Origin of the sequence: Mesorhizobium sp. ESP-6-4, from assembly GCF_020164735.1 — a bacterium.
GTDB lineage: Bacteria > Pseudomonadota > Alphaproteobacteria > Rhizobiales > Rhizobiaceae > Mesorhizobium.
On record NZ_JAIUGS010000010.1, the window covers coordinates 1 to 14241 of the forward strand.

Genomic DNA, 14241 nt, shown 5'->3' on the forward strand with positions numbered 1-14241 from the left:
CTTGCTCTCCTTGCAAAGGGCCAAAAGTGTAACCCATCTATCCGGAATGAACTGTCACCCATCTCTCGGGAAGGGCATAACACCCAAATAGATGCGAGATCCGACCCACGGGCGCTTCCATGTCCGGGGCGATCTAAGCAGCACATTTGTCTGCGTCTCCGGCAATCGGAACAAAAGCTTGCGCGCGGCTGTTTCCCTGTTGAAGGGACCGCAATCTGGGATGCGGATACAGTGGACGTACTGAACTTGGAACTGGCCAGGGCCAGGCTGCGCGTCAAGCGCGCAGAAACTTCGCTCAATCATGCAAAAGAAATGCTGGATGAAGAATGTGGCGTCGGGATCAATCTCGCGCTGTGCGACCGCATAAGGTCGGAGAAGAAGCGAGTGGCGGAGGCCAGAAAGCGGCTGATGAAGATCGCTTCGACCGCCTCAGCGTAAAGGGGTGACTTGCTCGAAGGCAAGAGAGATCCTGCCGCGTTGCCTTGTCCCTGGATGGGGTCGTGGTTAAACTCGGCGCCTCCGAGGGAGGCTCCAGGATGGCACTTGACCTTTCGGTAGATGCGCAGGCGCCCAAGGCGGCGACGCCGCCGGGCAGATATCTTTTCGGCCCGGTTGCCGATTTCCTGATGCTCGGCGGCAGCGCGTTTCTGATCCTGCCACTGCTGTTCCTGGTGCCGCGCGAGTATGAAGGCTCATTGGCCGCGACGATGGTCGTCGTGGCCTATCTGGTGAACTATCCGCACTTCGCCCACTCCTACCAGATTTTCTACCGCAATTTTGGCCGCAAGGCGCGTGGCGAGGGCTACGACAGAACCCTGCAGCTCCGCTACATTTTCGCCGGCGTCATCGTGCCAGTGGTCATGGCCCTGTTCTTTGCCTATGGCGCGGCGACATCGAACACGCGGCTGCTCGGCTTCGCGGCCAACGCGATGTTCTTCTTCGTCGGCTGGCACTACGTCAAGCAAGGCTACGGCATGCTGATGGTCGACGCCGTCCTGAAGCGCAAATTCTTCGACGACCGGGACAAGAAGGTGCTGCTCGTCAACAGCTATGCGGTGTGGATCCTGGCCTGGCTGCAGACGAATACGGCCGTGACGCAAGGGCAATATTACGGCCTTCAATATTACACCTTCGCGGCGCCGTCATGGATCACCGACATTGCCGTGCTGGCGGCCGTCGGATCGACGGCGGCCACGCTTTTCATGCTGGTCAGCCGCTGGCGAAGGAATGGCGGCGGACTGCCTTACAACGGCATCGTGGCCTATGTCGCCTCGCTCTATCTCTGGATCCTGATCGCCAGGATTAACCCGCTCTGGCTGCTCGTAGTGCCGGCGCTTCACTCGCTGCAATATCTGGCCGTGGTGTGGCGCTATCAAACCAATGTCGAGCGTGATGTCTCGGATGCCGCGCGGGATCCGGAGCCGAAGATGTTATCTGTGCTCGGGCCCCGCTATAGGTTGCGTGTGCTGGGATTCATCATCGGTGGCGGCGCGCTCGGCTATCTCGGCTTCTGGCTGATCCCGTTCGTGCTGACTGCCCTGGTACCCTACGACGAGCAGGTGCTCGGTTCGTCGCTGTTCTTCTTCATCGTGCTGATCTTCATCAACGTGCACCACTATTTCCTCGACAACGTGATGTGGCGCCGCGGCAATCCGGAAGTGTCCAAATATCTGTTCCGGTAAGGAAATCAGCGTTGCGGGTAAACGCGCCAGGTCACGCGATCAGCGACACATTTCCGCCGGCGTGGCGCTCGAGCCGTCCGGCAAGGTCCAGTTCCAGCAGCACCATCGATATCTGCGCTGCACTCATGCCGGTGTGTCGGATAATGTCATCCACCGCGATCGGCGTGGGCCCGAGCGCTTCCAGCACATCGGCGCGGTCGTTTTCGCCTGGCGGCGGCATGGCTGATATGTCGGGCGCCTCGGCAAGTGGGGCGGTTCTTGGAAGCCGGGCGCCGGCAAGCGGCGCCAGCGCGCCGAGCACGTCGGCCGCCTCGGTGACGAGCGTGACGCCGTCCTTGAGCAGCGCGTTGCAGCCGGCGGCGCGCGGATCGAGCGGCGAGCCCGGCACGGCGAAGACCAGCCGGCCCATTTCATTGGCCAGGCGCGCGCTGATCAGAGAGCCGGAGCGCTGCGCCGCCTCAACCACCACCAGTCCAAGCGCCATCCCTGCGACCAGGCGGTTGCGGCGTGGGAAATCCTGCGCGCGCGGCTGCCACCCGAAGGGCATCTCGGAAACGATGGCGCCGCCGCGATCGGCGATCTCATCGCAAAGGCCGGCATTCTCGGGCGGGTAGGGGACATCGAGCCCGCCGGCCAGCACGCCGACTGTGCCGGTCGAAACGCTGCCTTTGTGCGCGGCCGTATCGATGCCGCGCGCCAGGCCGGAAACGATGGCGTAGCCGTCTCGGCCGAGATCGGCCGCCAGCATGCGCGCCATCTTGATGCCGGCCAGCGAGGCATTGCGAGCGCCGACAATCGCCACCGCCGGCAAGCGGAAGACCGCGCCTTCGCCTTTTACCGCCAGCAACGGCGGCGGGTTGTCGAGGGTCTTCAGCAAGGGCGGATAATCGGCCTCGCCGATGCCGACGAAGCGGGCGCCGGCGCGCCGTGCGGCCTGCAACTCGGCTTCGGCCTCGGCGATGGAGGGGATGCGGACGATGCGATTGGCGCCGCCGGAGATCATCAGCTCCGGCAGCATTTCAAGCGCGGCTTCGGCCGAGCCGAAGCGGTTGATCAGCTCGCGAAACGAGGCCGGGCCGACATTGGGCGTGCGGATCAGGCGAAGCCAGGCAAGCCGCTGCCGATCGCTGAGACGCGGGCCGGCAGCCAGGGCGCTCATCCCTTCGCCCCGATCTTGCCCTCGGTGCCGGCGAGCAGTCGCGAGATGTTTGCTCGATGCTTGACGATGACGATCAGGCTCATCGCCGCGAACAGGCCCGCGATCTGCGGCGTGCTTGTGACATAGAGCGCGATCGGCACGACCACCGCGGCCGCCAGCGCCGCCAGCGAGGAATAGCGGAACAGGAAGGCCATCGCGAGCCAGACAACGGCGAAGACAAGCATGCCTTGCCAGGCAAGGCCAAGCAGCACGCCGAGATAGGTGGCGACACCCTTGCCGCCCTTGAAGCCGAGCCAGACCGGGAAGAGGTGGCCGAGAAAGGCACCGAAGCCGGCCAACAGTCCGAAGTCCGGCGAAAAATGTCCGGCGATCAGCACCGCGGCAGTGCCTTTCAGCGCATCGAGCAGCAGTGTTGCGGCAGCAAGGCCCTTGTTACCCGTCCTCAGCACATTGGTCGCGCCGATGTTGCCGGAGCCGATCTGGCGGACATCGCCGAGCCCGGCCGCACGGGTGATCAGAAGCCCGAACGGGATCGAGCCGAGCAGATAGCCGAAGACGAGCGCGATCACGTAACCCATTGTTTCCCCCATATTTCCTGCCGCCCGGTACCTCTCTCTATGATTGATACACTGTGCGCGATACAACCATAGTTTGCAAGTGCTGGCCCTGCTTGGGCGTGAATTTATCATAATGGTAGAGTCGGGAGGGTTCGCCAAGCAAGTCTATGCCGGGCAGGCTGAGCAGGGTTCAAGCGATGCGGTGGCTTATGCGGAAAACACCGTGCGGCCCGCCACCACCGTTTGCAGGACCTTGCCCTGCAGGCGTGCGCCCTCGAAACAGGTGTTCTTCGAGCGCGAGCGCAGACCGCTTTCGCTGACGATCCACGGCTCGTCCAGATCGACGACCGCGAGATCGGCCGGCGCCCCCGGCTTCAGCGTGCCGCCCGGCAGGCCGAACAGTCTGGCCGGCGCCGTGGACAGCGTCTCGATCAGCCTCAACAGCGGCACGTCGCCATTGTGGTAAAGCCGAAGCGCCGCGCCCAGCAACGTCTCCAGCCCGATGGCGCCGGCAGCGGCGTCGGCGAAGGGCAGGCGCTTGGTGTCGACGTCCTGCGGGTCATGCGAGGAGACGATGATATCGATCGTGCCGTCCTTGATCGCCTCGATCATCGCCAGCCGGTCGTCCTCGGCGCGCAAGGGCGGCGTCAGCCGGAAGAAGGTGCGGTATTCGCCGACGTCGTTCTCGTTGAGCGACAGATTGTGGATCGCGACGCCGGCCGTGACGTTGGCGCCATCGGTCTTTGCCCGGTTCACCGCGCCGGCCGCCATCGCCGACGAGATTTTTGCCGCGTGATAAGCGCCGCCGGTCAGCCGGGCCAGCGCCAGGTCGCGTTCCAGCGGGATCAGCTCCGCCTCGCGCGGAATGCCGGACAGGCCGAGCCAGCTCGCATAGAGCCCTTCGTTCATCACGCCGGACGAGGCGAGGTTGGCATCTTGCGTTTCGTGCGCGATGACGCCGCCGAAATCGCGGGCGTAGGTCAGCGCGCGGCGCATCACCAGCGCATTGGCGATCGTGTGGCGGCCATCGGTGTAGGCGACGGCGCCGGCCTCGCGCAGCAGGCCGAACTCGGTCATCTCGCGGCCTTCGAGGCCCTTAGTGATCGCTGCCGACGGGAAGATGTTGACGCTAGCGGTGTCGCGTGCCGTGCGCAGCACGAATTCGACCAGCGCGACATTGTCGATCACCGGATCGGTGTCCGGCATCATGACGATGGAGGTGACGCCCCCCGCCGCCGCGGCGACGCTTGCCGAAGCGATGGTTTCGCGATGCTCGCCGCCTGGTTCGCCGATGAAGACGCGCGCGTCGACAAGGCCTGGAATGATCGTCTTGCCGGCGCAGTCGACGACGGCGGCGCCTTCCGGCACGCCCTGGTTCAACGCGGCTTTCCCGGCAGCGACGATCTTGCGGCCGTCGACGATGACGCTGCCGATCTCGTCCACGCCGCGCGAGGGGTCGACAATGTGCGCCTTGCTGAAGACGGTCATGCTCATGCGCCGCGCCCCTCATGGTTGCGGCGCGGATCAAGCAGCGCTTCCATCACCGCCATGCGCACGGCGACCCCCATCTCCACCTGTTCCTGGATGACGCTTTGCGGTCCGTCGGCGATCTCGGAGGCGATCTCGACGCCGCGGTTCATCGGGCCGGGATGCATGACCAGCGCATCGTCTTTGGCAGCTTTCAGCTTCTCGGCATCAAGGCCGAAATAGCGGAAATATTCGCGGATCGACGGCACGAAAGCGCCTTCCATGCGCTCGCGCTGCAGGCGCAGCATCATGACCACGTCGGCGTCCTTAAGGCCTTCGGCCATCGAGCGCGACACGATCACGCCCATCCTGTCGATGCCAGACGGCAGCAATGTCGAGGGCGCGACGACGCGCACCTGCGCGCCAAGCGCGTTCAGAAGCATGATGTTGGAGCGGGCGACGCGCGAATGCAGGATGTCGCCGCAGATCGCCACGATCAGCTTCGACAGCGGCCCCTTGGCGCGGCGGATGGTCAGCGCGTCGAGCAGCGCCTGCGTCGGGTGCTCGTGCGCGCCGTCGCCGGCATTGACCACCGAGCAGCCCACCTTCTGGGCGAGCAGGGCAGCCGCGCCCGCCGATTGGTGGCGGATGATCAGGATGTCGGGGCGCATGGCGTTGAGGGTCATGGCCGTATCGATCAGCGTCTCGCCCTTCTTCACCGAGGAGCTTGCCACCGACATGTTCATGACGTCGGCTCCGAGACGCTTGCCGGCGAGCTCGAAGGACGACTGCGTGCGAGTCGATGCCTCGTAGAACAGGTTGATTTGGGTGCGGCCGCGCAGCGTCGAGGTCTTCTTTTCCGATTGCCGCGAGATTGCCACGGCCTGGTCGGCCCGATCGAGCAACAGCTCGATATCGGCGGGGGAAAGATCGCGGATGCCCAGAAGATGGCGGTGAGGGAAGAGCGGCAGGGACGAAGCGTCGGTCATCTCAAGGCGCTGCTATAGGGTGCGGTCCGGCCCGCCGCAAGCGCCAGGTTTGGATTGCGGGCGTTCTCCCCGGTATTTTCGTCGCGCGCTTTCCGTGGCTTGGGCTATAAGGCCCAGTGGCTTCGGATTCGCGACCGCGGGCTTGGAAATGGTAAGAACCTCTCGGCCAACTGAAGGATTGGGCAACTGAAGGATTGGGCGTGACCGACGAGGTGATCAACCAGCCGCCGCCGTTGGCAGGCGGCAATGCATGGCGGGGCGATCCGTTGCTCATCCAGCTAGCCGAGCGTTTTTCCGATCCCGTGCGCAAGGATCTCGACGGGCTTGGCCGATTCGTGATGACGCAGGAGGCGCAGGAGCTTGCCCGGCTTGCTAACACCGACACGCCGAAATTGCGCACCCATGACCGCCAGGGCCGTCGCCTCGACCTGATCGAATATCATCCGGCCTATCATGCCTTGATGCGCCGCGCGATCGCCGGCGGCCTGCATTCTTCGGTATGGGAAAACGGCGATGCCGAGATCGGCCGCCGCCATCAGGTGAGGGCGGCACGCTTCTACCTGACCGCGGAGCTCGAGACAGGGCATCTTTGCCCCATCACCATGACCAGCGCTTCGCTGGCGGCCTTGATGGCAAGCCCGAAGCTTTTCCGCGAATGGGCGCCGCGCGTAACCACGCGCAAATACGACCAGACGCAGAAGCCTCCGGTGCAGAAGACCGGGCTGACGCTCGGCATGGGCATGACCGAGAAGCAGGGCGGCACCGATGTGCGCGCCAACACCACCAGAGCGGAGCGAACCGGTAGTGGTTTTTACCGGTTGACCGGTCACAAATGGTTCATGTCGGCGCCGATGTCGGATGCCTTCCTGGTGCTCGGGCAGGTTCCGGAGGGGCTGTCCTGCTTTCTCGTGCCGCGCATCCTGGGCGATGGTTCCGGCAACGGGTTCCGCTTCCAGCGGCTGAAGGACAAGCTCGGCAACCGCTCGAACGCCTCGTCGGAGGTGGAGTTTGTCAACGCGATCGGCGAGATGGTCGGCGACCCGGGCGCAGGCGTGAAGACGATCATGGACATGGTGACGCTGACCAGGCTCGACTGTGCGGTCGCTTCGTCGGCGCTGATGCGGGCAGGCCTTGCAGAGGCCGTCCATCACACGCGTCATCGCCAGGTGTTCGGCTCCAACCTGATCGACCAGCCGCTGATGCAGCGGGTTCTGGCCGACATGGCGCTCGACGTCGCCGCGGCCACGGCGCTGTCGTTCCGGCTGGCGCGCTCTTTCGACGAGGCGGCAAGCGACCGCGGCGAGGCGGCCTTTGCCCGCGCCATGACGCCTGTCGTCAAATACTGGGTCTGCAAGATCGCGCCGCAGCTGCTTTACGAGGCGATGGAATGCCTTGGCGGCAACGGCTATGTCGAGGAAGCGCCGCTTGCCCGCTACTACCGGGAGGCGCCGGTCAATGCGATCTGGGAGGGCTCTGGCAATGTCATGGCGCTCGACGTGCTGCGCGTGCTCGGCCGCGCGCCGGGCCTGTTCGAGGAGGTGCTGACCGGCATCGACCGCGATCTCGGCACCGGCGGGCGGGGCACCATCGGCGTGCTGAAGGCCGCCATGCAGGTCGCCGCGACCGACCAGGGCTCGGCGCGCCTGCTCACCGAACAGCTGGCGCTTTCGGCCGCCGCGGCGGAGCTGCGCAGGCTGGGGGCAGGGCGGATCGCCGACGCTTTCGTCGAAACGCGGCTGGGCGGCCAGTGGCGCACCACCTACGGCATGCTCGACTCGCGCCACGACGCGCGCATGATCATCGACACGCTCTATCCACCGGTGACCTGATCCGCCTCTAAATCTCTAAACCAAGAGATTGAGCATCACGTCATCCGAAAACCGCATCACGCTTTTTCGGCATCATACCGTAGAGCGCATCGCGCCGAAACGGATTCGGGTGACGCGCTTCAAGTCGTTGTTGTGATGAATGTCGTTATCCCAGAACCGCTGCGCACTCTGGGCGACATGCATCAACGGCAGATTGCCGATTTGTGGATAGCTGTTAACCTTAACAAATGGTTTCCGTTGCGGCGAGCCGATGTAAAGCCCACTCTCCACTTTGCTGGAGTAGGGAAGGGTTAACCATGACCTCCCCGAACTCCGCCAGCGGGAAACGTATGCGGCACGTGTTGAGCTCAGTTCTGGCCTTGCATTGGGCGGTGGTTTTCGCCCTGCTTGCCTATGTCTGCATGGACGGCAGCCGCGGCATAGCGACGGCTCTTGGCGTGCTCGGCCTTTCCGTCCGGGGCAACCGGTTTCCGCAGTTTGAAAATGCGGCCGTGGTCGCGCCGCTTTCGATCGCGTTGTTGATCGTCGCGGTGTTGTTCTGCTGGGCCTTCGTCGAAACGCTGCTGAACGCGGCGGCAAGGCCGGACGCGGGCGAGAGCGTGGCCCGGATCGCCTTCATCTCGGCATCTTTCCTCCTTTCGCTGATCCTCATCGGCGGCGTGGTTCAAGGCATAGACGGCCTGTTCATGATCGTCGCCATCCAGATGACGGCGCTGCTTGCCTCCTACATCGCCGTGCTGGCTGAACGTCGCTCCACCTTTGCGGCAATGCACTTGCCCGAGGGTGATATCCGCGCCGCCTCGCGCATGGCGATAGGAGCCGCGCACAGTTCGCTTCTTTCCCGCATATCCGGCCGCCCGGAAAACAAGCCTGGAGGCAGGCGCTGATGCGCACGATATTCACGCTCTGGGCTGCTCCGATGGCCATTTTTTGGGGATGGTTCTTCCTGTCGGCCAACGACATGAATTTCGGCTATGCGATGCTGAGCCGACAGGTGCACGATTTCGCTTTCCAGCTCTACGGCCAGATGCTCGGCGTCGATCCGGCGATCATTCCGGGCATGGTGGCGCGGACCTGCATTTTCGACTTTTTCCTGCTCATGGGGCTTTGGGCCTTCCGGCGCCGGCACAACATCGCCGAATGGATCAGACAGCGCCGGCAGGGCGATATCAGTTCCGATCGGCTCGGCCGAGCGACTGAAGCCGGTCCAACGCTCCCTGCAGAATAAAGGCGGCGGCCGCCGAATCGATCTTGCCGGCGCGCTTCTTGCGCGAGAAATCCATCTCGATCAGCGTCCGTTCGGCCGCAACCGTCGATAGCCGCTCGTCCCACAGCACGAAGGGCAGGTCGGAAAGCGGCGCCATGTTGCGGACGAAGGCGCGGGATTTTTGTGCTCGGGGCCCTTCCGAGCCGTCCATGTTGACCGGGAGGCCGAGTACGACGGCGCCGACATTGTCCTTCTGGAGCTGAGCGAGAAGCTGGGCGGCATCCAGCGAAAATTTCTTGCGCAGGATGACCGGGCGCGGATGGGCGAAGGACAGCCCGCGGTCGGAAACCGCCACACCGATCGTCTTGTCGCCGAGATCGAGCCCGGCGAGCGTCTTGCCGCCGGCAAGCCGCGCCGGAAGTTCCTCGATTGAAATAATGCCCAACGGCTTCCTCTGACATCCAGGCGTCACATCCTTTTGACGTTTAGGAGGAGGGCGCCACTTTCAATTTGCGACTAGCGTTCTATCTTCCGGCAACGGAGAAATCGAGGAAAGCGTTCATGAAACTGACCTGGTACGGACATTCGGCATTCCGCGTCGAGACCAAGGACGCCACCATTCTCATCGACCCCTATCTGGTCGGCAATCCATCGTGGACGGGCGGCTGGGAGGGGCCGGCGGAAGGCGTGACCCATGTTCTCCTGACTCATGGCCACAACGACCATGTCAGCGGCGCGGTCGAAGTGCTGAAGAAAAGCGGCGCCATGCTGGTCGCCAATTTCGAGATCTGCATGTACCTCGTCGGCCAGGGCGTCAGCGGCGACAAGATCAATCCGGGCAATATCGGCGGCACCGTCGATTGCGGCCCTTTCACCACGACCTTCGTCCAGGCGCTGCACTCGTCCTCCTTCGGCGGCGAAGGCGGCACGAACACCTATCTCGGCAATCCGGGCGGGCTTGTCCTGCACTTCCCCGATGACAAGACGCTCTACCACATGGGCGACACCGACATCTTCTCCGATATGGGGCTGATCAACGAATTGCACGAACCGAAGATCGGCATCGTCCCGATCGGCGACCGCTTCACCATGGGCGGCGCCGTGGCGGCCCTTGCCTGCCGCCGCTTCTTCGGCTTCGACACGGTCGTTCCCTGCCATTTCGGCACTTTCTCGATGATCGACCAGACCGCCGACAAGTTCGTCGCCGGCATGGAAGGCTCGGGCGTGAAGGTGACGCTGCCGGACATCGGCAAGGCGATCACGATCTAGGTTTCTCTGCGTCGGAAGAGCTCTGCTCGCAAGCCAGGAAAAGATACGCTGTAGCCAGGCCGGCAAACCGTGGCAGCCACTATCACTGCGAGGGCGTGGCATTGCCGCGTAAGCGACCGGGGAGCGACCGCGTGGCGATCGAACCGGCATGATCCGTGTTGCACGCTGAGCGCCGCGCCGCTATAGCCCGAACTGGTTTTCCCGAGGCGATAGAACATGTCCGTTGATCTTCAGACCGTGAAGCGCGTCGCGCACCTTGCCCGCATAGCGGTGAGCGAGGAGGACGCCGAGCGCATGACCGGCGAATTGAACGCCATCCTCGGCTTCGTCGAGCAGTTGAACGAGGTCGATGTTTCGGGCGTCGAGCCGATGACCTCGGTCACGCCGATGGAGATGAAGAAGCGCCTGGATGCCGTCACCGACGGCAACAAGGCCGCCGACATCGTCGCCAACGCGCCGGCGACGGACGAGAACTTCTTCCTCGTTCCGAAGGTGGTGGAGTAGAGCGTGGCTGTCGAGATCGCCGTCGAGACGCCTTTGCAGGACGACGTGCGCGCGTTGGTCGCCGAACTCAACGCCGCGCTGCTCGAACTGACGCCGCCCGAGCACTGCTATCATCTCACCGTCGAGCAGATGGCCGACGAGGATACGACGGTGTTCATCGCCCGCGACAACGGCCTTGCTGTCGGCTGCGGCGCGCTCAAGCGCCATGACGATGCGGTCGGGGAGGTCAAGCGTATGTACACGCGGCCTTCGCATCGCGGCCGCAAGATCGGCGCCGAGATTGTCGCACGTGTCGAGGCGCTTGCCCGGCAGGAAGGGCTGAAGCGCCTGGTCCTTGAAACCGGCGATCGGCACCCCGCCGCCTGGACCGTATATGAGCGCGCCGGATTCTCGCGTTGCGGACCGGTGCTGGATTATCCCGATTCCGAGTGGTCGGTGTTTTACGAAAAGAGCCTTGCCTGATGAGCGATCTCACACATCTCACCATTTCCGAGGCCCGCGCCAAGCTGCGCGGCAAGGAGATCACCGCGGCCGAGATCACCGAGGCCTATCTCGCGGCGATCGAGCGCGCCAATCCCGTGCTCAATGCCTATGTGACTGTGACCGCCGACAAGGCGCGCGACATGGCCAAGGCTTCCGATGCCAGGTTGGCCACGGGCGAGGGCGGCGCGCTGGAAGGCATTCCGCTCGGCATCAAGGACCTGTTCGCCACCGAAGGCATCCACACCCAGGCTTGCAGCCACGTGCTGGACGGCTTCAAGCCGCGCTACGAGTCGACCGTGACGACCAATCTGTGGGCTGACGGCGCCGTCATGCTCGGCAAGCTCAACATGGACGAGTTCGCCATGGGCTCGTCCAACGAGACCTCCTATTACGGCCCGGTGATCAATCCGTGGCGTCGCTCGCGTGTCGATACGGTCGTCATGCCGACGACGCATCAGGGTGATGGCGGCTTTGTGTCCGCCGGCGGCACGAAGACGGCGCGGACCTTGGACAACGCCCAGCTGGTGCCGGGCGGCTCGTCGGGCGGGTCGGCTTCGTCGGTGGCCGCCTTCCTTTGCGCCGGCGCCACCGCCACCGATACCGGCGGCTCGATCCGCCAGCCAGCCGCCTTGACCGGCACGGTCGGCATCAAGCCGACTTACGGCCGCTGCTCCCGCTGGGGCATCGTCGCCTTCGCTTCCTCGCTCGACCAGGCCGGGCCGATCGCGCGCGATGTGCGCGACGCCGCGATCCTGCTGAAGTCGATGGCCTCCGTCGACCCGAAGGACACGACCTCGGTCGACCGTCCGGTGCCGGACTATGAGGCGGCGATCGGCAAGCCGATCAAGGGCATGAAGGTCGGCATTCCGAAGGAGTATCGTGTCGACGGCATGCCGGAAGACATCGAGGCGCTCTGGCAGAAAGGCATCGCATGGCTGAAGGACGCCGGCGCGGAAATCGTCGACATCTCCCTGCCGCACACCAAATATGCCTTGCCGGCCTACTATATCGTGGCTCCTGCCGAAGCTTCGTCGAACCTCGCCCGCTATGACGGCGTGCGCTACGGCCTGCGCGTGCCCGGCAAGGATATCGTTGACATGTATGAGAAGACCCGCGCCGCCGGTTTCGGCCGCGAGGTCAAGCGGCGCATCATGATCGGCACCTATGTGCTGTCGGCGGGCTATTACGACGCCTACTATCTGCAGGCGCAGAAGGTGCGCACGCTGATCAAGCGCGACTTCGAGAACGTCTTTGCCGCCGGCGTCGATGTGATCCTGACGCCGGCGACGCCGTCGGCCGCCTTCGGCATCGCCGACGAGGACATGGCCTCCGATCCGGTCAAGATGTATCTCAATGACATCTTCACCGTGACGGTGAACATGGCGGGCCTTCCCGGCATTTCGGTGCCGGCCGGCCTCGACGGCAAGGGCCTGCCGCTCGGCCTGCAGCTGATCGGCCGCCCGTTCGACGAGGAAACGCTGTTCCAGACGGCCAACGTCATCGAGCAGGCGGCTGGGAGGTTTCAGCCGGAGAAGTGGTGGTAGCGTCGTCCCTCATCTGACAAGGGGCGATGCATGTTCTACTATCTTTCCAAGATTCTCTGGTTCTTCATCCAACCGATCAACCTGGCGATCTTCCTGTTGCTTGCCGGCCTGCTGGCAGCGCTGTTTGGGCGCCGGCGGCTGGCGGCTGCGGGCAGTGTGCTCGGCATCGCGATCCTGGTCCTTTCGGCCTGGACGTCGGTCGGCGCGATGATGCTCACTCCGCTCGAAGAGCGCTTTCCCAAGCCGCCATTGCCCGAGAAGGTCGACGGTATCGTCGTGCTAGGCGGCGGCTTCGAGGGCGCCATCAATCTGGCGCGCGGCGGCTATGAGTTGAACAGCAGCGGCGACCGCATGGTGGAGACAGCGATCCTTGCGAGACGCCTTCCCCAAGCGAAGATCGTCGTATCGGGCGGCAATGGCTCGCTTTTTCTCGACGGCGAGGGCGACGCCGACACGGCGCCGCGGCTGCTCGGCGCTTTAGGCGTTTCCGCCGATCGCCTGATCCTAGAGGATAAATCCCGCAACACTTACGAGAATGCGGTGTTCTCGCGAAAACTGGTCGAGCCGAAGCCGGGCGAGACCTGGCTGCTGGTAACCTCGGCTTTCCACATGCCGCGCGCCAAGGCGCTGTTCGACAAGGCGGGGTTTGCGACCGTTCCGTGGCCGGTCGACTATCGCACCTCGGGCAGGGAAGGCGTCGGCCTCTACCGCGACAATCCGGTGGATTCGGTGCAGGCGACTACCATCGCAGTGCGCGAATGGATCGGGCTTTTCGCCTACAGGCTGTCCGGCAAGATCGATCAGTTCTTTCCCGGGCCGGGCGGCTGACCGAGCACGGCTTGCCGCGCCGCCGAGAAGAACTGGCGCCGCACCAGCACCGCCAGAAGCACCAGCGTCGATATCACGAAGACGACCGGGTCGACGAACCAGCCGAGATAGCCGATCGAGAAGAAGACGGCGCGCAGTCCGGAGTTGAAGTGCTTGCCGGCAAGCACATTCATGCGCGTCGCCCGCCACACCGCCGTTTCGCTGACCGGGTTGCGCGAAGCCGGGCCATGCGGGGTCGGCACCGCGCCGATCAGGATCGAGCAATAGTTGAACAGGCGGTAGGCCCAGCCGAATTTGAAGAAGGCGAAGGCCAGGACAAGCACCAGGCCGAACACCTTGGTCTGGAAGGCTTCGCGCGACGAAGCCGCGCCGAAGGGCAGGTCGGCCAGAACCTCGAGCACGCGGTCGGAGGCGCCGAGCAGGGCAAAGCAGCCGCCGAGCGCGATCAGAGAAGAAGAAGCGAAGAAGGCGGTGCCTTGCTGCAGGCCGCCCATGATGGCGGTGTCGACGATGCGGATCTCGCGCTCGGCCATGTTGCGCATCCAGGCTTCACGCTGGGCGTTCATCGCCGTGGTCAGTGACATGCGACGGACCAGCTTGCCGTCCGAGGCGAGCGTGTGCACTACCCAGACGACCAGGAAGAAAGCCAGAGCCGCCAGATCGGCCACCGAAAGATGAAGTGAATCGCCCATTCATTGCTTTTAACACAAGGGGTGCCGGCAC

The 14241-nt window shown here is 64.1% G+C and carries 16 protein-coding genes; 10 read left to right on the forward strand and 6 right to left on the reverse strand.

Annotated elements, in window-relative coordinates:
* Positions 1-231: 231 nt before the first annotated feature.
* Positions 232-438 carry a hypothetical protein gene (locus LB523_RS18650; protein WP_140708746.1) on the forward strand — a complete coding sequence of 69 codons (207 nt, stop codon included), beginning with the start codon at positions 232-234 and terminating at the stop codon, positions 436-438.
* 98 nt (positions 439-536) lie between these two features.
* On the forward strand, positions 537-1682 hold the full coding sequence (locus LB523_RS18655) for a hypothetical protein (protein ID WP_224605768.1): 1146 nt from the start codon (positions 537-539) through the stop codon (positions 1680-1682).
* Between the two features lie 31 nt (positions 1683-1713).
* On the opposite strand, the gene dprA is transcribed toward LB523_RS18655, so the two are convergent.
* From dprA to LB523_RS18675, 4 genes are all read right to left on the reverse strand, one after another.
* The gene (dprA, locus tag LB523_RS18660) at positions 1714-2841 is read right to left on the reverse strand and encodes a DNA-processing protein DprA (protein ID WP_224605770.1); all 1128 of its coding nucleotides are present in this window, start codon (positions 2839-2841) and stop codon (positions 1714-1716) included.
* A complete protein-coding gene (gene plsY / locus LB523_RS18665) occupies positions 2838-3419 on the reverse strand; it encodes a glycerol-3-phosphate 1-O-acyltransferase PlsY (RefSeq protein WP_224605773.1) in 582 nt (193 codons plus the stop codon). Before plsY ends, dprA begins: the two co-directional genes overlap by 4 nt.
* 186 nt (positions 3420-3605) lie before the next feature.
* Positions 3606-4892, reverse strand: a complete 1287-nt coding sequence (locus LB523_RS18670) for a dihydroorotase (RefSeq protein WP_224605775.1) — start codon at positions 4890-4892, stop codon at positions 3606-3608.
* Positions 4889-5854, reverse strand: coding sequence for an aspartate carbamoyltransferase catalytic subunit (locus LB523_RS18675; RefSeq protein WP_140696184.1), 966 nt, complete (start codon positions 5852-5854; stop codon positions 4889-4891). Before LB523_RS18675 ends, LB523_RS18670 begins: the two co-directional genes overlap by 4 nt.
* A gap of 200 nt (positions 5855-6054) precedes the next feature.
* Here LB523_RS18675 and LB523_RS18680 point away from each other — a divergent pair, with 200 nt between their 5' ends.
* The 3 genes from LB523_RS18680 (at position 6055) to LB523_RS18690 (ending at position 8911) form a co-directional block, all read left to right on the forward strand.
* Positions 6055-7683 carry a DNA alkylation response protein gene (locus LB523_RS18680; RefSeq protein ID WP_224605777.1) on the forward strand — a complete coding sequence of 543 codons (1629 nt, stop codon included), beginning with the start codon at positions 6055-6057 and terminating at the stop codon, positions 7681-7683.
* 329 nt (positions 7684-8012) lie between these two features.
* Positions 8013-8570 (forward strand): hypothetical protein, encoded by a 558-nt coding sequence (locus LB523_RS18685; protein WP_224606047.1) that lies wholly within the window; start codon positions 8013-8015, stop codon positions 8568-8570.
* Complete coding sequence (locus LB523_RS18690) at positions 8570-8911, forward strand: DUF6105 family protein (protein WP_224605778.1); 342 nt, start codon at positions 8570-8572, stop codon at positions 8909-8911. The genes LB523_RS18685 and LB523_RS18690 overlap by 1 nt, the downstream gene beginning before the upstream one ends.
* On the opposite strand, the gene ruvX is transcribed toward LB523_RS18690, so the two are convergent.
* Positions 8853-9335, reverse strand: a complete 483-nt coding sequence (ruvX, locus tag LB523_RS18695; RefSeq protein ID WP_224605780.1) for a Holliday junction resolvase RuvX — start codon at positions 9333-9335, stop codon at positions 8853-8855. The genes LB523_RS18690 and ruvX overlap by 59 nt on opposite strands.
* Positions 9336-9451: 116 nt before the next feature.
* Between ruvX and LB523_RS18700 the strand changes: the two genes are divergently transcribed.
* The 5 genes from LB523_RS18700 to LB523_RS18720 all read left to right on the forward strand — a co-directional run bounded on the left by LB523_RS18700 (position 9452) and on the right by LB523_RS18720 (position 13518).
* A complete protein-coding gene (locus LB523_RS18700; RefSeq protein ID WP_224605782.1) occupies positions 9452-10159 on the forward strand; it encodes a metal-dependent hydrolase in 708 nt (235 codons plus the stop codon).
* Between the two features lie 216 nt (positions 10160-10375).
* Positions 10376-10663, forward strand: a complete 288-nt coding sequence (gatC, locus tag LB523_RS18705; protein ID WP_140841247.1) for an Asp-tRNA(Asn)/Glu-tRNA(Gln) amidotransferase subunit GatC — start codon at positions 10376-10378, stop codon at positions 10661-10663.
* A 3-nt stretch (positions 10664-10666) separates the two neighbouring features.
* The gene (locus LB523_RS18710; RefSeq protein WP_224605785.1) at positions 10667-11125 is read left to right on the forward strand and encodes a GNAT family N-acetyltransferase; all 459 of its coding nucleotides are present in this window, start codon (positions 10667-10669) and stop codon (positions 11123-11125) included.
* Positions 11125-12690, forward strand: coding sequence for an amidase (locus tag LB523_RS18715; RefSeq protein ID WP_224605788.1), 1566 nt, complete (start codon positions 11125-11127; stop codon positions 12688-12690). The genes LB523_RS18710 and LB523_RS18715 overlap by 1 nt, the downstream gene beginning before the upstream one ends.
* A gap of 30 nt (positions 12691-12720) precedes the next feature.
* Positions 12721-13518: a YdcF family protein gene (locus LB523_RS18720; protein ID WP_224605791.1), complete on the forward strand. Its 798-nt coding sequence runs from the start codon at positions 12721-12723 to the stop codon at positions 13516-13518.
* Here LB523_RS18720 and LB523_RS18725 read toward each other — a convergent pair.
* On the reverse strand, positions 13491-14210 hold the full coding sequence (locus LB523_RS18725) for a DUF599 domain-containing protein (protein ID WP_224605794.1): 720 nt from the start codon (positions 14208-14210) through the stop codon (positions 13491-13493). The two genes, LB523_RS18720 and LB523_RS18725, sit on opposite strands and share 28 nt — an antisense overlap.
* Positions 14211-14241 lie beyond the last annotated feature (31 nt).

What these genes read in the sequence shown, in the direction of transcription:
- LB523_RS18655 (WP_224605768.1), top strand. Translation starts at nt 537, where the DNA reads ATGGCACTTGACCTTTCGGTAGATGCGCAGGCGCCCAAGGCGGCGACG.
- dprA (WP_224605770.1), bottom strand. Translation starts at nt 2,841, where the DNA reads ATGAGCGCCCTGGCTGCCGGCCCGCGTCTCAGCGATCGGCAGCGGCTT.
- plsY (WP_224605773.1), bottom strand. Translation starts at nt 3,419, where the DNA reads ATGGGTTACGTGATCGCGCTCGTCTTCGGCTATCTGCTCGGCTCGATC.
- LB523_RS18670 (WP_224605775.1), bottom strand. Translation starts at nt 4,892, where the DNA reads ATGAGCATGACCGTCTTCAGCAAGGCGCACATTGTCGACCCCTCGCGC.
- LB523_RS18675 (WP_140696184.1), bottom strand. Translation starts at nt 5,854, where the DNA reads ATGACCGACGCTTCGTCCCTGCCGCTCTTCCCTCACCGCCATCTTCTG.
- LB523_RS18685 (WP_224606047.1), top strand. Translation starts at nt 8,013, where the DNA reads ATGCGGCACGTGTTGAGCTCAGTTCTGGCCTTGCATTGGGCGGTGGTT.
- LB523_RS18690 (WP_224605778.1), top strand. Translation starts at nt 8,570, where the DNA reads ATGCGCACGATATTCACGCTCTGGGCTGCTCCGATGGCCATTTTTTGG.
- LB523_RS18700 (WP_224605782.1), top strand. Translation starts at nt 9,452, where the DNA reads ATGAAACTGACCTGGTACGGACATTCGGCATTCCGCGTCGAGACCAAG.
- gatC (WP_140841247.1), top strand. Translation starts at nt 10,376, where the DNA reads ATGTCCGTTGATCTTCAGACCGTGAAGCGCGTCGCGCACCTTGCCCGC.
- LB523_RS18715 (WP_224605788.1), top strand. Translation starts at nt 11,125, where the DNA reads ATGAGCGATCTCACACATCTCACCATTTCCGAGGCCCGCGCCAAGCTG.
- LB523_RS18720 (WP_224605791.1), top strand. Translation starts at nt 12,721, where the DNA reads ATGTTCTACTATCTTTCCAAGATTCTCTGGTTCTTCATCCAACCGATC.
- LB523_RS18725 (WP_224605794.1), bottom strand. Translation starts at nt 14,210, where the DNA reads ATGGGCGATTCACTTCATCTTTCGGTGGCCGATCTGGCGGCTCTGGCT.